Source organism: Cellvibrio fontiphilus, assembly GCF_042646205.1.
Lineage (GTDB): Bacteria > Pseudomonadota > Gammaproteobacteria > Pseudomonadales > Cellvibrionaceae > Cellvibrio > Cellvibrio fontiphilus_A.
The window spans coordinates 468,143-488,753 of record NZ_JBHRTF010000002.1; the positions used below are offsets into that span (position 1 = coordinate 468,143).

The 20,611-nt window shown below is 51.0% G+C and carries 15 protein-coding genes; 14 read left to right on the forward strand and 1 reads right to left on the reverse strand.

All coding sequences use genetic code 11. The features are described 5' to 3' along the window. The first annotated feature begins 14 nt into the window (after positions 1-14). The 5 genes from ACFODX_RS03875 (at position 15) to ACFODX_RS03895 (ending at position 6,250) form a co-directional block, all read left to right on the forward strand. Positions 15-866 (forward strand): type IV toxin-antitoxin system AbiEi family antitoxin domain-containing protein, encoded by an 852-nt coding sequence (locus tag ACFODX_RS03875; protein WP_378116241.1) that lies wholly within the window; start codon positions 15-17, stop codon positions 864-866. Continuing rightward, positions 853-1,773, forward strand: coding sequence for a nucleotidyl transferase AbiEii/AbiGii toxin family protein (locus ACFODX_RS03880; protein ID WP_378116243.1), 921 nt, complete (start codon positions 853-855; stop codon positions 1,771-1,773). The genes ACFODX_RS03875 and ACFODX_RS03880 overlap by 14 nt, the downstream gene beginning before the upstream one ends. A 221-nt stretch (positions 1,774-1,994) precedes the next feature. Continuing rightward, the gene (locus tag ACFODX_RS03885) at positions 1,995-3,467 is read left to right on the forward strand and encodes a lysozyme inhibitor LprI family protein (protein WP_378116245.1); all 1,473 of its coding nucleotides are present in this window, start codon (positions 1,995-1,997) and stop codon (positions 3,465-3,467) included. 173 nt (positions 3,468-3,640) lie between these two features. Further along, on the forward strand, positions 3,641-4,393 hold the full coding sequence (locus ACFODX_RS03890) for an HNH endonuclease (RefSeq protein WP_378116247.1): 753 nt from the start codon (positions 3,641-3,643) through the stop codon (positions 4,391-4,393). A gap of 57 nt (positions 4,394-4,450) precedes the next feature. Further along, positions 4,451-6,250 (forward strand): AAA family ATPase, encoded by a 1,800-nt coding sequence (locus ACFODX_RS03895; protein ID WP_378116249.1) that lies wholly within the window; start codon positions 4,451-4,453, stop codon positions 6,248-6,250. Positions 6,251-6,414: 164 nt separating this feature from the next. On the opposite strand, the gene ACFODX_RS03900 is transcribed toward ACFODX_RS03895, so the two are convergent. Beyond that, positions 6,415-7,728: an ATP-binding protein gene (locus ACFODX_RS03900; RefSeq protein ID WP_378116251.1), complete on the reverse strand. Its 1,314-nt coding sequence runs from the start codon at positions 7,726-7,728 to the stop codon at positions 6,415-6,417. A gap of 235 nt (positions 7,729-7,963) precedes the next feature. Here ACFODX_RS03900 and ACFODX_RS03905 point away from each other — a divergent pair, with 235 nt between their 5' ends. The 9 genes from ACFODX_RS03905 to ACFODX_RS03945 all read left to right on the forward strand — a co-directional run bounded on the left by ACFODX_RS03905 (position 7,964) and on the right by ACFODX_RS03945 (position 20,556). Further along, positions 7,964-8,767, forward strand: coding sequence for a Cof-type HAD-IIB family hydrolase (locus ACFODX_RS03905; RefSeq protein ID WP_378116253.1), 804 nt, complete (start codon positions 7,964-7,966; stop codon positions 8,765-8,767). Positions 8,768-8,818: 51 nt separating this feature from the next. Continuing rightward, complete coding sequence (locus ACFODX_RS03910) at positions 8,819-9,889, forward strand: DUF2157 domain-containing protein (RefSeq protein ID WP_378116255.1); 1,071 nt, start codon at positions 8,819-8,821, stop codon at positions 9,887-9,889. Continuing rightward, positions 9,889-10,761, forward strand: a complete 873-nt coding sequence (locus ACFODX_RS03915) for a DUF4824 family protein (RefSeq protein WP_378116257.1) — start codon at positions 9,889-9,891, stop codon at positions 10,759-10,761. The genes ACFODX_RS03910 and ACFODX_RS03915 overlap by 1 nt, the downstream gene beginning before the upstream one ends. Positions 10,762-10,934: 173 nt before the next feature. Further along, positions 10,935-13,037, forward strand: a complete 2,103-nt coding sequence (locus tag ACFODX_RS03920) for a TonB-dependent receptor (protein ID WP_378116259.1) — start codon at positions 10,935-10,937, stop codon at positions 13,035-13,037. A gap of 9 nt (positions 13,038-13,046) precedes the next feature. After that, positions 13,047-14,138 carry a PepSY-associated TM helix domain-containing protein gene (locus ACFODX_RS03925; RefSeq protein WP_378116261.1) on the forward strand — a complete coding sequence of 364 codons (1,092 nt, stop codon included), beginning with the start codon at positions 13,047-13,049 and terminating at the stop codon, positions 14,136-14,138. A gap of 85 nt (positions 14,139-14,223) precedes the next feature. Continuing rightward, positions 14,224-17,175: a bifunctional diguanylate cyclase/phosphodiesterase gene (locus ACFODX_RS03930; RefSeq protein ID WP_378116263.1), complete on the forward strand. Its 2,952-nt coding sequence runs from the start codon at positions 14,224-14,226 to the stop codon at positions 17,173-17,175. Between the two features lie 162 nt (positions 17,176-17,337). Next, entirely contained in the window at positions 17,338-18,270 is a 933-nt protein-coding gene (locus tag ACFODX_RS03935; protein ID WP_378116265.1) for a hydroxypyruvate isomerase family protein, read from the forward strand. Between the two features lie 52 nt (positions 18,271-18,322). Continuing rightward, on the forward strand, positions 18,323-20,011 hold the full coding sequence (locus ACFODX_RS03940; protein ID WP_378116267.1) for a GMC oxidoreductase: 1,689 nt from the start codon (positions 18,323-18,325) through the stop codon (positions 20,009-20,011). Beyond that, the gene (locus tag ACFODX_RS03945) at positions 20,008-20,556 is read left to right on the forward strand and encodes a gluconate 2-dehydrogenase subunit 3 family protein (RefSeq protein ID WP_378116269.1); all 549 of its coding nucleotides are present in this window, start codon (positions 20,008-20,010) and stop codon (positions 20,554-20,556) included. The genes ACFODX_RS03940 and ACFODX_RS03945 overlap by 4 nt, the downstream gene beginning before the upstream one ends. The last annotated feature ends 55 nt before the right edge of the window (positions 20,557-20,611 follow it).

The following is a 20,611-nucleotide window of genomic DNA, read 5'->3' on the forward strand; positions in this document are numbered from 1 at the left end:
CTAATTTGTTCAGTATGAATGAACAAATTAGCAATAAGTTAAACCTCTTGGATCGCCAACTGCCTGAAGGCTTGCTGGTAGATTCAGCTTGGCTGGAGCAATCAGGCTACTACGGCTCGCTGCGCCACCAATATGTTGTCTCCGGGTGGCTTGAACAGCCTGCGCGCGGTGTATTCCGTCGCCCACGCGGGCAATTAAGTTGGGAACAGGTGGTTATCTCCCTGCAAACCCTGCTTAAACAGCCCATTTCTGTGGGTGGCCGCACTGCACTTGAACTGGGTGGATATGCCCACTATCTGCCGCAAACCCAGCAGCAAATACACATTTATTCCGATAACAAACTTCCCGCCTGGCTGCTAAAACTGCCCTTGCCGGAAACCTTTGTGATTCACAACCGCAACCGGTTTTTACCAGCTCCAGTCATCGCTCAGAATTCCCCCTCGCTTGATACCGCCGCCTCACTCGAACAGGCATTAGTGCCAGCAGGTTTGATAGTGACTACGTGGGGCCACTGGGTTTGGCCGCTGATTATCTCCAGCCCCGAGCGCGCTTATTTAGAGTTGCTGGACGAATTACCGCAACACGAAAGCTTTCATATGGCCGATGTCATTATGGAAGGCCTAACTAACCTCAGCCCGCGCCGTATGCAATCGCTGCTGGAAGCAGCCAGCAGCATCAAAGTAAAACGCTTGTTTTTTGTGTTCGCCGAACGGCACAACCATGCGTGGTTGAAACATCTGGATGTCAGCAAGATCGATTTAGGCAAAGGCAAGCGCGTGCTGGTAAAAGGCGGCAAGTTGCACAGCAAATATCACATCACCCTACCTGAAGAATTTACAGCGGAGTCTGTTAATGGCATTTACTGATGTTTATCGCAAGCAAGTGGAATTGCTGGTGCGCACTATTCCAACTGTTGCAGAGGAAAAATGTTTTGCGTTGAAAGGTGGAACGGCAATTAATTTGTTTATTCGCAATATGCCCCGCCTTTCGGTCGATATTGACCTCACCTATTTACCCGTTAATGATCGCGCGCAAGCGCTGCAAGAAATAGATACGGCCTTAAAACGTATCGCGCAACGCCTACGCAGCAAGCAACCCGATATTCACATCGCAGAGTCAGCACCGGCAACTCAAAAAGAAACTACCAAACTTGTTATACGCACACGCGAGCGAGTCCAAATAAAAATTGAAGTTACACCGGTACTGCGCGGCTGCGTGTATGAACCCGTATTAATGCCGGTTTGCCAAACCGTAGAAGAGCAATTCGGGTTTGCCGAAATGAATGTGCTTTCTTTTGCCGATTTATATGCAGGCAAAATCATGGCGGCGCTGGATCGCCAACACCCGCGCGATTTATTTGATGTACACCATTTGTTGGAAAATGAGGGCATTAATGACGAGCTGCGCAACGCGATTATCATCTACCTGATTAGCCACGACCACTCGCCGCATTCACTGCTAAACCCGGTGCTACAGGATATAACGCAGGACTTTGAGCAAAACTTTATGGGCATGACTGACGCCCCCATTGAGCTATCAACTTTGCTTAACGCGCGGCAAAACCTGATTACCAACATCACCAGCCAGATGCCGGAACACCATAAACAATTCCTGCGTTCTTTCTACAATCGCAAGCCAGAATGGGATCTGTTAGGTATAGCAGGAGTACAACACCTGCCAGCGGTGCGCTGGCGGGAGATGAATTTGGATAGGTCAGGGGAAGGAACGAAGGAGGCGCTTTTGGAGAAGTTGGTGCAGGTGTTTGGGAGATAATTCCAATACGTGTAATACCGCGTATTCCCAAAATGATCGACTATAGTGGTGAATCTGACGACAAGATGGATAATCAAATGAATAAGAACTCTCATGCAATAAACAAGCTAGCCAATTGACATTAAGCGACTATTTCATATTTACTTTCCAAACCCTAATAAGATTTTTTAAAGCCAATTACTAAAAAGGACGAATCAACGATGCTTGCAAGGAAATTTATCATGTCATTATTGTTAATCGCTTCTACGCCAGTATTAGCTGCTGGATTCGATTGTAAAAAAGCACATACAGAAATTGAAAAAACAATTTGTTCAAATGATAGATTAAGCACATTAGATCTAGAGTTGAATCAAATATTTAAACTGGCGCGTATGGAGACAAAAGACAAACAATCGCTTATCAGCGGACAATCAGATTGGCTAAAGAACACTCGCGACTTATGTAAAAGTGCTGATTGCTTGCAGTTAGTATATATAAATCGAATCTCCGATCTAAAATCAAAAATAACCACTTCGCCATATGAGGCTGGTTACTTTCTAAATCCAGCAACTGATAAGCCCTTAGCCACGCTTGCTGAGGAGAGTGAAATTTATGTGATTTCTGGTTATGAACCATTAAAGAACGTAGTATCAATCACTGTAGATAGACCAAATTCAAAAGTCATATTGGTCGTCTCCTCTTATGAACCTACTATATGGAAAATCAGCGCCACACCTAAAACTCAAATTGGAGCAATTTTTTTTGGAGGTAATCAAACTATTTTCTCGAACAAAATAGCGCCGTTATATAAAGAAGAAATACCTTACACCACTGAAATAGATAATAGAAATTTCCAAACACTATTATCCAAGCTTAATGACCTAATAAAAGTCAAAAATATTGACTACTTTCTAGGGAATTACAAAATCCCTTCTACTGTGGTCATAGATCAGTTTATAAGAGAAGATAAAAAAACATTAAGTCTAGACGGGCCTAAAATACAAACCCCAAAAAGTAATTGGGAATTTGATCTTCTCACTGATTCCAATAAAATTGAAAAATGGACATTACAAGGTCCTAAGACACAAGTAGATAGTAATTATGTATTCCAAGGTAGGTTATTATCATCCAAAACAGAAAAGGTTTTTAGTATTAAAAACCACAACTTTGAAATTTTAAATATCAAAAACGGAAATAAGTATTCACCAACTATGCCAATGGATTTTCCAAAAATCTCTTGGCCAACAGATATTACATATGATGCCCGGCGCAACTATTACTCGATCGTTTCTTATGGCGGAGAGGGGTATTTATATAGATACAATCCTGACCAAGATCTGTGGATTGATTTTAACTCAGCAAAAAATTTTGATATCAGCTCAATTTTTTACGATAAAACAGCGGATCGCTATGTGGCGTGGGCTAATTTCATTAACAGAGGAAGCTTAGTAATTTTCGATGGCGATGGAAAATATGTCTCTGATAAATATCTAACGGAAAAATTAGAAGGCTTTGGCAGACTTTATGACAAAGGCAATGAAGCGGCAGCACCCTTAAAAATAGTTTCTAATGGTAACGCCATTGCCCTAATCGCCATGTCCGCCGGAAAAGTGACGCATATCTGGCTCTATGACATGGAAACGGACAAAGCGATTCTTACCTATAAGCGCGCCACGCATGTATTGAACAGCCAGAATGGTTTGCTGGTCAATTAAATGGCTATAAATAACGGGGTAAGACCCGTTAGGTTGCCGTTTATTCACACACCTCTGGATGTAATGCGCTGTATTTCACATCCACCCCGTTTTGGTACAGAATCCGCTCATGGAATAGCTATGGAATACAGCGATGCACGATAACTACAGCACCGGCCACCGAGGGTTAGCGCGTGGCAAATAACTGGCAAGAAGACGAACTGCTGCTAACGCTGCACCTTTATTGCCGCACAGCGTTTGGTAAATTGCATCAGACCAACCCCGAGATTATTAAACTCGCCCAGATCATTGGCCGCACACCTTCTGCGGTGGCGATGAAAGCCTGCAACTTCGCCAGCCTCGATCCCGCGCTCGCACAAAAAGGTTTAGCCGGAGCCAGCAAAGCCGACCGCGCCCTGTGGAATGCGTTTATGACTAACGCCACAGAAATTGCCGACAAAGCCGAAGCGCTTTATGAAACGCGCGTACTTCCCACAGAACTCATCACGCCTGACACTGAAAAGCCTCTCCAATTCCCCACCGGCCCAACGGAAACAACACGCGAAGTAAAAGTGCGCCGCGTACAGCGCTTTTTCCGTCAAACCGTTTTAGAAAGCTACAACAACCGCTGCGCAATTTCCGGTTTAGCAATTCCTGAATTATTAGTAGCGAGCCACATTATTCCTTGGGCGGAGGATGAATCGCGCCGAGCAGATCCAACCAACGGCATTGCGCTGAATGCGCTTTATGACAAAGCGTTTGATCGGCATTTAATTTCGTTTGATGAAGATTTTAGGTTGGTGTTGTCGGAGCGAATTAAAGCGCAGGCTAAGGATGAGATAGTTAAGGAGTATTTTTTGAAGGTTGAGGGGAAGGTTTTGGAGATGCCGTATAGGTTCACTCCAAACGAAAGTGCACTAAAAAGGCATAGAATAATATGTTGTTAGATAGAATTACTCTGTCGTAAGTTAGCCGTATCAATAAATGGAACAAAGATCATACCCATGAAGATTATTAATAAAATATCTGTAAAATACTTCAGATCACTTCATACAGTCGAAATTAAGGATTGCTCATCAATTAATGTCATTTCCGGACGAAATGACGTCGGAAAATCAAATGTAATTAAAGCACTAAATTTATTTTTCAATGGGCAAGCTGATTGGGATAGCGATTATTCTTTTTATGATAACTTTTCAAAAAAGAGACTTGAAGAGGTAAGGAAAGACAGTATTAAGGGAAAACAATTTGTTAGCATTAAGATTGAATTCAGTAGGCCGGAAAATTACCATAAAAGTCTTCCCGAAACTTTCAATGTAGAAAGAAAATGGTTTAGAGATAGTAAAACTTTTGAACAATCTGATGATCTCTCAGCCTTGGATAAAGCAAAAAAGTTGCCCTCAAAATTAACCACAGCTCAGAGAGCTCTGGGACGTTTTTTGAATAAAATACATTTTGAATATGTTCCAGCTATTAAAGACAGAATTTACTTCAACGATCTTCTACGAAGGCTACAATTCTCTTTACTTGACCTAACAATTTCTCAGAATCAGCAACTTTTCGAGACGGCCAATACATTAGCTGATCACATAGAGGGTCAAATAACCGATCTAAAAATGGATTTTGAGAAAGCAACAAATATACATACAACTATTCAACCGCCCTCGACGGTATCATCACTATTCCAGGCATTTTTTATTTCAACTCAAACGGACAGTGGGGAAGTTGCACTTAAATTTAGAGGTGATGGACTACAATCACGCTACATAGCATCCGTATTGCACTACATTGCCTCTAATTCCAATGATTATTACATTTGGGGCTATGAAGAACCTGAGCTCGCTTTAGAGTATTCTCATGCAAGCAAAATGGCAGATGACTTTTCTGAGACTTATTCTAAAAGATCTCAAATTTTTCTCACATCTCATTCTCCAGCCTTTATTTCACTTGCTGGTGAAAACGTGAGCTGCTACAGGGCTACTCAAGAAAATGCAATTACGGATGTTTCAAATGTATTAAACAGTAATAACAAAGAGCTACTTAGGTATGAAATTGGCATTCTTGACATACAAAAAGAAGTTCATGAGCTCTATTCGAAGGAGTTTTTAAAACTCAAAAGTGTCTATGAAAAAATAGATCAACTGGAGTTAGAAATAAATAGAACTAAGATGCCAATGCTTGTTACTGAAGGAAAGACAGATAAAATAATTATAGAAAAAGCATTAGAAATTTTCGGAGAAAATGCACCATCAATTCTGGTAAGAGCTTGCGACAATTCAGGAGGAATTGGTAGTAGTGGAGGAGCAGGACAACTGGGAAGGCTTATAGAGACCATACACCCAGATGATGACAGAATCGTTATAGCTTTATTTGATAATGATGAGGAAGGACAAAAAGAATTTTCGGGGCTGTCTAAAAACTTCACTGAATATAATAAAAATGTCAAGCGTCATAGAAATGGAATTGCTTGGGCAATTAAAATACCAGAGCCAGATTTTAGGGAGGGTTATGCTGATGCAAAAAATTTATGCATAGAATATTTGTTTGATGACGGAATAATTAGCAAGAAAAACGAACGTGGTGAAGGATTAAAGTTTAGAAAACAACCACCGAAAGTAACTATAGGAAACGTTCAACTATCATTGAATTTAGATCATTTAGATCTTCAACTGAAGAAATATGAAAAGATCGAAACAGGGAAAGATATTTTTTCACAGGAGATAATAAACGATCTGAATCTGAACGATTTTAGAGGCTTTAAAGAATTGTTTAACGAAATAAAGGAAATATTACAGTTTATTTGATAACCGTTTGACCTCAAAAAATAAGCAAGTACCCCGCATGGAGCCTAACGAAATACGGGGATGACTCTCTTCAATCGAGGGCTTGAAATAAGTCGTGTTTAATATCAAAAGCTCCGCATTCCGTCAGGCTCCAAACAGGCTACTCATTTATTTTTTCTGCGCGTTCACAACACCGCCAACACATATTCCGCATAGTACAGCGGCAGCACTATATGGGTTTGCTCTTCCGGTGCGGAACCTTGGGTGCCGGTGAGTTTTAGGGTTTTGTGGGGAGCGCATTTGGCGATGTAGGACTGCAGGGATTTTGCGCGGGTGCGGGTGCCGCTTTTTACTTCTACGGGCACCACCAAACCTTCTTCGGTGGTGATAATAAATTCAATTTCGGCGCGGGCATCGCCCCAGGAATAGCTGGGTTCAATGCCGATTGCGGCGAACTCTTGCTGCACAAAATTTTCCGCGATGTAGCCTTTGTATTCGTAGTTTTGCTGTTTAATTTCTTTGTAGCTGGTGTTCAGCATGTGGTTTAGCAAACCTACATCAAACAAAAACAATTTCACTTTATTGTCTTTTTGATAGGCCGCGAGCGGTGTTCTGGCGGTGCCCTCGATAGGGTAATTTTTTAACGCCAATCGGCACTGGTGCAGCCAGTTGATTGCGCTTTCAAATTCGCTGTAGCGAGATTTGCGTTCGGCGATGCCTTTGAATTTAAACCGCTTGACTGACTCATCCACCACGGCCGATAACTGCGCAGGAATATTGTTAAATACTGCAGCGATTAATTGCGCATCGGTTTTACCGGCGTATTTGCCAAAATCGCGTTGATAGCCTGCTATTAAATCGGCATGAATTTTTTGTACTGCACTCACGCGTTCAACAATACTTTTATTCATATTGCCAAACCAACTCGCAACCGCTTCTGGCATACCACCGGTGAAATAATAATCCGTTAGTGTGTCTAACAGTTTGTTATGCGCTGCCGCTGAATTAACGCGCGCTTCATAGGCTTTAACCAGCATAGGTTCATTGGCGGCCCATAAAAATTCCCTGAAGCTGAGTGGCCGTAAATTGTGTTGTTCCACTTTGCCCACGGGAAACGAAGTGAGTAAACCTATGTTGGAACCACTGGCGGCGACAAACCAGGTGGGTGCCTTTTCGGCAAAGTATTTGAGTGATGTGACGGCTTTTGGGCACTCGCCGATTTCATCCAGAATGAGCAAGTCGGTTTCCGGTTGGAAAATTTGCCCGGTGAGCAGTTCAATACTGCTGATGATGTCTTGCGGGTTTAGTGAGTTGGCAAAAGCATCGGCCAAGTGCGGTGTTTCCAGAAAATCTACCCGCAAGACCTGTTTGAACTCCCGCCCCAGCAGCTCGCGCAACAAGTAAGTTTTACCGGTTTGGCGGGCACCGTCGATTAACAAGGGCTTGCGGCTTGGCTGGGCTTTCCAAGCGAGCAATTTCTCTAGCAATAGGCGTTTCATAGGATGGCATTCCTGACCAGATCTACACTAATGAGCTGAAATTACATTTTTCTGCGCATAAAATCGCAAATAATCACATTATTATGCGCGTTAAAATGTATAAATCTACACTTTTATGCGCATAAAAGTGTAGATTTTCAGCGCAATCCCCGGCAGAAACGGGCTAAGCGCTTGGGATCAGCGGTTTTCCGCTAGAATCGGCAGGCGCAATCCATCACCTTTTTGGAACCTCCCGATGTTTGAACAAACCCCCGATACTTTTATTTTTGACATGGATGGCACCCTGCTCAATGAGCACCACGAGCTGTCGCCACTCACGCTGCGCGCGCTGAATGAACTGCGGGAGCGCGGACACAGGTTGGTGGTGGCGACCGGGCGGCACTTTATGGATGTGCAGCCTTACCTGAAACAATTAGGGGGTGATATAGCGGCGATTACCTGTAACGGGGCGCTGATTCACAGTGCCGGGGGTGAGCTGCTGCAGCGCGCCGATTTGCCGCTTGCGGTGAATGAAACCCTGCTGCCGCTGGGTGAAGCGGCGGATGTGCATTTAAATATGTATACCCATGCGGAGTGGCTGGTGGCTGCGCCGTGCGAGTCCATGTTGGCGGCGCATAGCCTCTCGCAATTTTTTTATCGCCAAACTTCACTGCAACAAATGCTGACAACGCCGGCGTTAAAAATTTTGTTTTACGGCGAAAATCCGCGCTTGCAGCAATTGAAAACACAGATCCAACAAGCACAACTGCCCATCCATTTAACCTTTTCCGATGACTATTATTTGGAAGCTATGCCCCAGGGCATTTCCAAAGGTGATGCCTTACAAACACTCGCCAAGATTGAAAATTTCTCTTTAGTAAACAGCATGGCCTTTGGCGATGGTTTTAATGATGTGGAATTATTTAATAGTGTGACTCATCCGGTGCTAATGGAAAATGCGAGCGATAAGTTAAAACAACAATTTCCCCAAGCGCCACAAGCGCCTTGCCATTGGCAGGATGGTGTGGCGCGGTTTTTGTTGGAGCGGGTGTTAAGGTAAAACGGATAAACACTCATAAAGTGGATTGTTTGATTTACACAAAGGATATTTATGAACCAACTCACCAAAACCCAGGCGCAGTTGCGCGCTGATCAGATAGCGGCATTTCGCGCGGAGCAGCGTTTGCTGGCGGAGCAGGGGCTGTTGCAATTGCCGGAGCAAACGGCGGAGGGGATTCGCCGTTATCACGACAACTTATTACGCGATTTGCAGCAGGCGCAGGATGTGGATGTGAATGAGCGCGCGCGCCATTTGTCGCTGGGTATGCAGATTGTTTCCTTCCTCGGTGCCAGTGCGTTGGCGGCGAGTTTATTTTTTCTGTTTTACCAATACTGGGGTTATTTTGGCACCGCTACCCAGGTGGTGATTTTAATTGCCGCGCCGCTGTTGAGTTTGGCACTGGCGTGCAGTTTGCTGCGGCTGGACAGCTCCGGTTATTACGCCAAATTGGCGGGGCTGGTGTCCTTTACTGCTTGGGTATTAAACATTGTGATGCTCGGCAGTATTTTTAATCTATCGCCCTCACCCAATGCTTTTGCCGTGTTTGCGCTCTACGGTTTTTTGCTCGCCTATTTATTGCAAGTGCGTTTGTTATTAGCGGCGGCGCTGCTGTGCAGTTTTATTTTTATCGGCGCGCGGCTTGGCACCTGGATGGGCAGCTACTGGATTTACGTGGGTGAAAAACCCGAGCATTTTTTATTGCCGGCGCTGGTATTTTTTGCGCTGCCGGTGTGGATTGATCAAACCCGTTTTCATGGCTTCACCGTTATTTACCAAGTGTTGTCTGTGATCACCTTTTTTATTGCGCTGCTGATTTTGGCTAACTGGGCCGGCGGCAGTTATTTGCCTTGGTCAGTACAGATTATTGAAGGCACTTACCAGGTGATTGGTTTTGTGGCGAGTGCGCTGCTGGTGCTTTACGGTTTGCGCCGTGGTGCGGCCTATTTGATGCTGACGGGCAATGTATTTTTTGCGCTGTTTCTGTACACCAAATTTTTTGATTGGTGGTGGGATTGGCTGCCCAAGTATGTGTTCTTTTTGGTGATTGGGTTAACCGCGATTTTGGCGCTGATGGTGTTTAACCGCCTGCGCAAACTGCAACAACCAGGGAGCAGCCACTAATGGACATTTTTTCTGTGAAGCAAGGCGCCAACAAACAATTACTCAATAAAAAATTACTCGCACTGGCGGTGGCCTGCATTCTGCTGGTGAATGGTTTTATTTTAGGCAAGGTGTACATCAACCGCTCCGCCGTGGTTGCGCAGTTGAATTTGAGTGAACGCGAGCTGCAATTGCCTTACCACTATGGTTTTGCCAAGGAAGATTCCAGTGCGCGGGTGAGCCTGCGCTGGATGACCCCGAGCAGCCGCGCGGTGACTCTGGAGTTGGACCGCTGGCACTGGCAATACGACCGCAATCTGCAATTGAGTGAAGAACACTTTGCCAGTTTTGGATTTCCCGCCTGCAGCAACAGCACCCGTTTGCGGCAAAAACGCGCGGCCTGGGTGCTGTTGGAATTTAATGGCCGGAGCTATGAGCAACACTTGGCGCAAATCGAGCAATACCAACAATTGGTGGAGGGGCTTAGCACGCAATCCCACCCCGAGTTGGTGGAAAAAGAGATAGCCGAAAAACGCAAAGGTGCCGCCGAGCTGTTAACCGAAGCGCAAACCAGTCACTCGCGTTTATTTATTGTGGATGCCGCGGCCGACTATGCATTGTTAGTGCAGGCAAAAAATGCATTTCCATCCAGCAGCCAAGACCAACTGCTGATTGTGCCCGCCGAAGTGCGCGCCGGTTACTACCGCTGCGATAAACCTGAACAACGCCAGCGGGAAATCGTTATCGATGGCCTGGCGGTGGACTCGCTGTACATTCCCAAACACCTGGCGAGTAAATTTGCGGGTAATAACACCGGGCGCAACACCGTGAAATTCACCGCGCAAATCAACTACGGCCGCTTACACGAACCCTGGATCAGTGATTTGCAGTGATCGCTAGTGATAAACAGCCCAGCCTTGCCGGGGGCAGGGTTTGAGCTGTTCTGCCATGTGTTGACCCAAGCTGCGTTGATTCGCTAAAGGTTGAAAGATACGCCATTGATAGCGATTCTCATTATTGCTAGAATTCCTAATAACGCTTGCCACTTTGGTTATCAGGAATCGCTATGCCCCGTTTTATCGTGCCCGCCAGTTTGTTTATCGCCTCCACTAGCCTTTTACCCCAGCTGACCATGGCCGATGATGCCGTGGAAGAAGTGATTGTGAGTGCCAGCCGCACCGAGCGGCCACTGAGTACCATTCCCAATACTGTCACGGTGATTAACGCGGCGGAGCTGCAACAGCAGTTATCGATTCAGGATGATTTATCCACGGTATTGGGCAACCTGATTCCCGGTTTTTCCCCCAGTCGCCAAAAGATGACCAACGCCGGGGAAACCCTGCGCGGGCGCAAACCGCTGTATATGATCGACGGTGTACCGCAATCCAACCCGCTGCGCGATGGGGGCCGCGAGGGCAATACCATCGACCCGAATGTGATTGAGCGGGTTGAGGTATTACACGGCGCCAACGCGATCCACGGGGTGGGTGCGGCGGGCGGCATTATCAACCTGATCACCAAAAAACCGGCCAATAAGCTGGAGCAGAGCATCCGCCTCAATACCGGTTTCCAAACCGAAGATCTGCAGGAAAGTGCGGATTATGGCCTGAGTTACAGCCTGTCCAACCGGGTGGGCAATGCCGATGTGATTGCCAGCATCAGCCTGCGCGATATGGGCATGGCTTACGACGGCAAGGGGCAGGTGGTAGGGGCCGACAATACCCAGGGCGACACCATGGACTCTGAGTCGGTCAATGGTTTTGTCAAAACCGGCTACGACTGGGACGACCAGCGCATTGAGTTGATGGTCAACCGCTATGAAATAGAAAACAAAAACCGCTGGGTGTCGGTGCCCGGCAATGTGGCGACCGGCATTCCCAGCAGCGCGGTAAAAGGCGAGATTACCGGCGAGGGCGCCAGCAACAAGGTGACCGCCGTTAGCCTGAATTACACCAATGACGACTTCCTTGGGCAAAAGCTGCGGGTGCAGGGGTTTAGCCAGGATTTTGCCGCCACCTACGGCGCCGAAGCTGTGCCTCTGGCGACCTTCCAGGACCCGGCCTACGGCCCCAACCTGATCGACCAATCGCAAAACAACTCGGAAAAACGCGGCGCCAAAGTGACCCTGGTAAAGGATCGCATCGCCAGCCTGCCGCTGAACCTGGTCTACGGCCTGGACCTGCTGCAGGACGAAACCTGGCAGGAATTGATCCAGACCGGGCGCGCCTGGGTGCCGCCGAGCAAATACCAAAACTATGCGCCCTACCTGCAGGCCGAGTTTACCGGCATCGACAAACTCACCCTGAGCAGTGGGGTGCGCTATGAAAAGTCCGCACTGGAAGTGGATGATTTCACCACCCTGGCCTCCTACGGCAGCCGTTTTGTGGAAGGTGGTTCGCCAGAGTTTTCCGAGACCCTGTACAACTACGGCGGCACCTATCAAATCACCAGTGCCTGGCGCGCCTTTGCCAACTACGCCGAGGCGTTTTCCATGCCCGATGTGGGCCGGGTATTGCGCGGTATCAACCAGCCCAACCTGAGTGTGGAAACCTTTTTGGATTTAAAGCCGGTACTGACCGAAAGCACTGAGTTTGGTCTGGAATTCAAAACCGGCGATATCACCGCCCAACTGAGCTACTACCGCTCGAACTCGGCATTTGGTGAGCGGCTGCAGCGCGATGCGGATGGCATTTACAGCGTTGAGCGCGAAAAAACCGCCATCGACGGTATTGAGCTGAGCACCGCTTGGGCCGCTACCGATGTGGATCTGTTCAGCCTGCGCTATGCCGAGGCCACCGGCCGCTACGACTCCAACAAAGACGGCCGGGTAGATTCCGATCTGGGCGGCACCAACATCTCCCCCGACCGGGTCAACCTGAGCTGGGATCGCACCTGGTCGAGCAGTGTTGATACACGCTTGCAGGTCAACCACCTGATCGATCGCGAAGTGGAAAACAGCAGCGGCGCCGTTATCAATGAGTTTGAGGGTTACACCACGGTGGATGCGAGCGCGACTATTGCCGCGTTTAACGGGCAGATCAGCCTGGCGCTGCAAAACCTTACCGATGAGTACTACTTCACCTACTACTCGCAGAGCAGCCCCAACAATATCCGCAACTTTACCGGCATAGGCCGCAGCCTGAGCCTGGGCTACCAGGTTCGGTTTTAAGCCTTCGCTATGGGCAGTTCTACGTCAGTAGCAGCGGGCCGTCGCCGGCACAAAGCGCGCGACCGGTTGCTGCTGCGCTGGCATCGCTGGCTGGGTCTGCTGGCGCTGGTGTTCCTGCTGCTGGCGGCGCTCAGCGGCTGCCTGCTGACCTACAAACAGGCCTTGATCCGCGCCATCATCACCCCCGGCATCACCCTGCCGGCCACTTACGGTGTAGCGCAAATGGCACCGCAACTGGAGGTGATAGCCGGGCGAATCCAGGGCGACAGCAGCGGTTACCTGATCAAGGCGCCCAATAGTGAGGAGCCTTACTGGACACTCACCCGCGATGCGGATCGCCAGGTGCAATTACTCGCCTGGGATTCGCTCCAGCCCCACCAACAGAACCTCTGGTTGTTGCAGGCGCTCTCGTTCATCCGGGAGCTGCATACCGAACTCTTTGCCGGGGTGGTGGGTGAGGCGATATTGCTAGTCAGCGGGCTGCTGGGTCTATTTTTGGCGCTGAGCGGGCTGGTGATCTGGTGGGCGACCAAACGCAGTTTCCGCTGGCGCTGGGTATTGCCGCGGCAATTCAACCGGTCTTACCTCATGCATTACCACCGCCACAGCGGCGCCCTGATGCTGCCAATCCTGCTGGTCATTCTGCTCACCGGCAGCATTATGCTGTGGCAAAAACTCACCCAACCGCTGCTCACACCGCCGCCGCCCACCCAGCTGCCACGGGCTATGGCCTCTGCCGCCAGTGCCAGCGCCGGCGAGTGGTTAGCCTTCGCGCAACAACAGGTGCCGGACGGCTGGCCCACCTATATTCGCCTGCCAGCGCCGGGCGTTGCGGCAGTCACGGTGCGTTATCGCCTGCCGGGGGAATGGCACCCTAACGGGCGCACTTCGGTAAAAATCGACCTGCCCGATGGCAGCCTGACCCTCAGTGCCAGGGCAGACGAGGTGGACTGGCCGCAGCGCCTCATCAACCAGAACTACCCCCTGCACTCGGGCTACGGCATGCACGGCGGCTATAAGCTGGTGGTGTTGATCGGCGGTATTACCCTGTTTTGGTTGAGCCTGACCGGCGGCTGGAGTTTTATCCGTCGCCATCACTAGTGGCGATAGGTTCCAGCCGCCGCCAACAGATCCGGGTACGAGTGCTATAGTGTCGGGGATCTTGGCGTTTATCCTCGGGTTTCCTATGTCTGATGCTTTTCCTCTGCTTTATCGCCGCCCGCGCAGCCTGGCATTGCTAGTGTTTTTGCTGTGCCTGGCGCTGTCGCTGATGGTGGTTTGGACACTGGAGCGCAACTACCGCCATAACCAGCGCGCCGATATTGAAAACATCGCCCAAAACCACGCCTTTTTGCTGCGCGACAGCCTGCGCCAAGCCTTAACCCTGAATTACTCCATGGCCACTCTGGTGCGTTTAAGCCAGGGTCAAACCGATGCGTTTGCGGCGGTAGCGCGCGACATGCTGCCCTACTATGACAGCGTGTCCCACATTAGCCTTTCACCCAATGGCATCATCTCCCAGGTATACCCGCTGGAGAGCAATGAGAAGTCGGTGGGTTTTAACCAGCTCGCCGATTCCATCCAAAATAAGGAGGCAATTCGCGCGCGCGATACCGGGCGCATGACCTTGACCGGGCCGGTCAATCTGGTACAGGGCGGTACAGGGGTGGTGGCGCGCCTGCCAATTATGGTGGAAGACCAGGGCCAAGCGCGCTTTTGGGGATTTGGCAATGTGATTATCCGCATCAACCGGCTGCTGGAAACCGCCAATATCAACCAGCTTAAAACCCAGCAGATGGCCTACAAACTCTGGCGCATCAACCCCCTGAATCAGCAGGAGGAGGTGATTGATGTAAATGCGCCCGAGTACCTGCGCGACCCGGTGCATAGATCCTTTGACGTGCCCAATGGTGAGTGGACCCTGAGCCTGGCGCCAATTCAGGGGTGGGTAAATGGTTGGCGCCTGGCCAGTATGTTGATGCTGGCGCTGGTGTTGAGCGGGTTGCTGGGTTACCAGACGTTTTTATTTATCAAACTTCAGCGGCGCAAACTCAGCCTGCAAACGGCGGTGGAGGAGCAGACCCGCGAGCTGATCGATGCGCGCGCGCAGCTACAGGCCACCCTGGATGCCATCCCCGATTTGCTGTTTGAAATCAGCACTGACGGGACTATTTACAATTTCCACACCCATCGCCCCGAACTGTTACTGCTGGAACCTTCCGCCTTTTTGGGCAGAAAGGTTAATGAAGTAGTGCCAGAAAGGGTCAGTGACCTTATCTACGCAGCCATGGCGGAGGCAGAGCAGCAGGGGTTTGCGACCGGCAAGTATTACCACCTTGAGCTGGCCGATGGGCGCCACGAATTTGAACTCTCGGCGGCGCGCAAACCCGTGTCACTGGATTCACAAGTCCATTTTGTGATGATCAGCCGCGACATTACCGAGCGCCGCCAAGCGGAAGAGGAGTTGCGTATTGCCGCCACCGCCTTTGAAGCGCGCGAGGGCATGATGATTACCGACCCAAGCGGCACCATCCTCAAAGTGAATAAAGCTTTCTGCGAAATTACCGGCTACAGCCCCGAAGAAGTGATTGGCAATAACCCGCGGATATTGAACTCGGGCCACCATGAACCGGAGTTTTACGCCGATATCTGGAACACCATCAAGCATGAGGGCAGCTGGAAGGGTGAAATATGGAACCGGCGCCGCAGCGGCGAGATATTTCCCGAGTGGCTGACCATCACCGCAGTAAAAAATACTGCCGGTGAGATTACTCACTATGTTTCCACTCTTACCGACATCACCGAGCGCAAGGAAAACGAGGCGCGCATTAACAACCTCGCATTTTTTGACCCGCTCACCCAACTGCCCAACCGCCGCCTGCTGCAGGACCGGTTGGAGCACGCCATAGCCGCAAGTGAGCGCAAGGGCAAATTGGGTGCTTTGCTATTTATCGACCTGGATGACTTTAAAACCCTGAACGACAACCGCGGCCACCATATTGGCGACCTGCTGCTGGTAGCCGTGGCCAATCGCCTGCGCATGGCGGTGCGCGCGCAGGACACAGTGGCGCGCCTGGGTGGCGATGAATTTCTGGTGGTGCTGGAGGACTTGGATAACCACCACGATCAGGCCGCTGCCGTCGCCCAGCAGATTGCCGAAACGATTCTGGAGAGCCTGAACCAGGCCTATGTGCTGGAAGGGCAGGATTATTTCAGCACCCCCAGCATTGGCATATCACTGTTTGGCGACCGGGTGGCGGATATAGACGAGCTGCTTAAACAAGCGGATCAGGCCATGTACCACGCCAAGGCGGCCGGGCGAAATACCCTGCGCTTTTTTGACCCGGAAATGCAGGAACACACCGCCCAGCGGTTTGCCCTGCAACACGAAATCCGTGAAGCCCTGCAATTGCAGCAATTCAGTCTGTTTTACCAACCCCAGGTGGATAGCAGCGGCGCGATTGTGGGCGCTGAAGCGCTGATCCGCTGGTTCCACCCCCAGCGCGGCATGGTATCGCCGGCGGACTTTATCCCCATCGCCGAAGAGTCGGGGCTGATCCTGCCGCTGGGCAACTGGATTGTGGAAGAAGCCTGTCGCCAGCTGGTGCGCTGGAGCAGCAACCCGGCCACTGCCGCACTGGTCATCTCCATCAATGTCAGTGCGCGCCAATTCCAGCAGCCGCAATTTGTGATGCAACTGCTGGCGGCACTGGAGCACAGCAGCGCCAACCCGCGCCTGCTCAAACTGGAACTGACCGAGAGCATGCTGGTGCACAACCAGCAGGACATCATCGCCAAAATGGATGAGCTGAAAAACCACGGCATTAAATTCTCGCTGGATGACTTTGGCACCGGCTATTCCTCCCTGTCCTACCTTAAACAGCTGCCTATCAGCGAGCTGAAAATCGATAAATCCTTTGTCAACGATGTCTTGACCGACAGTAATGATGCGGCCATTGCGCGCATGATTATTCGCCTCGCGCAGAGTATGGAGCTGCGGGTTATCGCCGAGGGCGTAGAGACCAAAGACCAGCGCGACTGGCTGGAAGCCCAGGGCTGTGTGCACTACCAAGGCTATTATTTTGGCAAACCCGTGGCGGCGGCTGACTTTCCGCTAACACTGGCCAGCCCCTTGTAAGCGCGGCAGCGGCGGTTAAGACCTGTGCCGCTGTGGGTGTTAAGAAGTTGTAAAGTTCCGTTGACCTCATGGCTAAGCCCCCGACCTCGGGCTAACCTCTAGCCACGGCTGTGGAGAGCAGCCGTGGCAATAGTTAATAACAACAAACCAGGGTCAACCACCATGAGCCAACTGCTAGACCGCCGCGACTTGTTGCGCGGCGCCGTTGCTAGTGCATTGGGGCTATCCAGCCTTGCCGCATTAGCGGCGCAACCCCAAGCCAACAACCAATCAACCACCCCATCGACCACCGCAGCCGGGAGCGCTGGCCCAACGGCAGCCCTGAAAGGCAATATCCGCCATTCAGTCGCCCGCTGGACCTTTGATTTCCTGACACTGGAAGAACTCTGTCTGATCGTCAAACGCCTGGGTTTTAGCGCCATCGACCTGGTGGGCCCCAAAGAGTGGCATATCCTCAAACAGCACGGCGTGGATTCCTCCATGTGCAATGGCGCCGAGCTGAACCTGGAGGACGGCTGGGGCGATAGCCAGTTCCACCAACCGCTGATTGAACGCTACCGCGAGCATATCGATCTGGTGGCCGATGCCGGCTACACCAACCTGATTTGTTTTAGCGGCAACAAACGCGGCAAAGACCCGGAAGAGGGGCTAAAGCAGGCCACCATCGGCTTGAAAAAGATTCTTGCGCAAGCGGAAAAACGCGGCGTAGTCCTGCAAATGGAGCTGTTTAACAGCAAGGTGAATCACCCGGATTACTTTGCCGATAACTCCGCCTGGGGCATAGAACTCTGCAAGCGCCTGGACTCGCCCAACTTCAAGCTGCTCTATGACATCTACCATATGCAGATCAGCGAAGGCGACATCATTCGCACAATCCAGAATCATCATCAATACTTTGGTCATTACCACACCGCCGGTGTGCCCGGCCGCAACGAAATCGACGATACCCAGGAACTCTACTACCCAGCCATAGTGCGCGCTATTCAGGCCACCGGCTTTAAGGGTTACGTGGCACAGGAATTTATGCCCAACCGCGCGACTACAGCGGAGAAAGTTGAATCCCTGCAAGCCGCCATTCGCATCTGCGACGTCTGATTGCCTTCACCTAAACGGCACAGACGTCTAATTCCCGATAAGAGGTACATTTATGTCTACACAACATTTTGATGCCATTGTGGTTGGTTCCGGCATCAGCGGCGGTTGGGCCGCCAAAGAACTCACTGAAAAAGGCTTGAAGGTGCTACTGCTCGAACGCGGGCGCAACATCGAACACATCAAAGACTACGTCAATGCCACCAAAGAACCCTGGGACTACGAGCACCGCGGCCGCCCGACCCAGGAAATGAAGGAAAAACACCCGGTACTGCAGCGCGACTTTGTGCTCAATGAAGAAACCCAGGGCATGTGGGCCAACGAGCAGGACAACCCCTACGTCGAGAAAAAGCGCTACGACTGGTATCGCGGCTATCACGTGGGCGGCCGCTCACTGCTGTGGGGCCGCCAAAGCTACCGTTACAGCAAGCAGGATTTTGAAGCCAACCTGCGTGAAGGCGTGGCAGTAGATTGGCCGATCCGCTATGAAGACATGGCGCCCTGGTACGACTATGTCGAGCGCTATGCCGGTATCTCCGGCACCAAAGAAGGGCTGGAGCAATTGCCCGATGGCCAGTTCCTGCCACCGGTTGAACTGAACATTGTGGAAAAAGACGTCGCCGCGCGCATCAAAAAAGCCTACGGCGGCAAGCGAGTCATGATCAACAGCCGCACCGCCAACATCACCCAGCCCAAGCCGGAGCAGGGCCGGGTGAATTGCCAATATCGCAACAAATGCTGGCTCGGCTGCCCCTTTGGCGCCTATTTCAGTACCCAGTCATCCACCCTGCCGGCGGCGATGAAAACCGGCAACCTCACCCTGCGCCCCTTCTCCATCGTGAGCCAGGTGCTCTACGACAAGGACAAAAAACGCGCCCGTGGGGTAGAGGTGATCGATGCCGAAACCAACCAAACCTACGAATTCACCGCCAATGTGATTTTCCTCAACGCCTCCAGCTTTAACTCCACCTGGATCCTGATGAACTCCGCCACCGACATCTGGCCTGGCGGTTTGGGCAGCAGCAGCGGCGAGCTGGGCCACAACGTTATGGATCACCACTTCCGCGTGGGTGCCAGCGGCGTAGTGGAAGGCTTTGAGGACAAGTACTACTACGGCCGTCGCCCGGCGGGTTTTTACATCCCGCGCTTCCGCAACCTGGGCGATGAAAAACGCGACTACCTGCGCGGCTTTGGCTACCAGGGCTCTGCCAGTCGCGAAGGTTGGGATCGCAACGTTGCCGAATTGGGCATAGGTGCGGATTTGAAAACCGCGCTGGCCGAACCCGGCAATTGGACCATCGGCATGACTGCCTTTGGTGAAATCCTGCCGCACCACGACAACCGCATCTACCTTGACCCTAAAGTGAAGGACAAGTGGGGCCTGCCAGTGCTGGCGATGGACGTAGAGCTGCGCAGCAATGAACTGGCGATGCGCAAAGACATGCTGCAAGACGCGGTGGACATGCTCGAAGCCGCCGGCCTGAAAAATGTAAAAGGCAGCGATTGGGGTTATGCACCGGGCATGGGCATCCATGAAATGGGCACCGCGCGCATGGGCCGCGACCCCAAAACCTCGGTGCTCAACGGCTTCAATCAGGTGTGGGACGCGCCCAACGTGTTTGTCACCGACGGTGCCGCCATGACCTCCGCCTCCTGCGTGAACCCGTCGCTCACCTATATGGCCATGACCGCGCGCGCTGCCGATCACGCCGTGAAAGAATTGAAAAAGGGGAACCTGAGATGAACCGCCGCGAACTACTTGCCCTGATTACCGCCGCCACCGGCACCGCCATGATTGGCGGCACCGGGCTGCTCACCGGCTGCGCTACCGCCGCACCGGCCAAATTCTCTAACGAGAACATCGCCCTGCTGGATGAAGTGGCCGAAACCATTTTGCCGCGCACCACTACCCCGGGCGCCAAAGATGCCAAAGTCGGCCAGTTTATGACTGTGTATGTGACTGACTGCTACACCCTGGATGAACGCGCCATCTTCCACAAAGGCTTGCTCGAACTGGAAGCGCAGAGCAACAAAACCTACGGTCGCGGCTTTATGGCCCTGCAACCGGAGGAGCGCAACGCTTTTGTCAGCCAACTGGACAAAGACGCCCGCGCCGCCGTTGCCAAGGGAGAAACGCACTATTTCACCATGATCAAACAGCTCACCCTGTTCGGTTTCTTCACCTCCGAAGTAGGCGCGACACAAGTCCTGCGCCACATGCCCATCCCCGGCCGCTACGACGGCGCACTCGCCTACAAACCGGGCGATCGCGCCTGGGCGACGCGCTGATTATTTTGTAGTCTTTTTTACTCCAAGCCCCGCCCAGCAATTGAGCGGGGCTGCC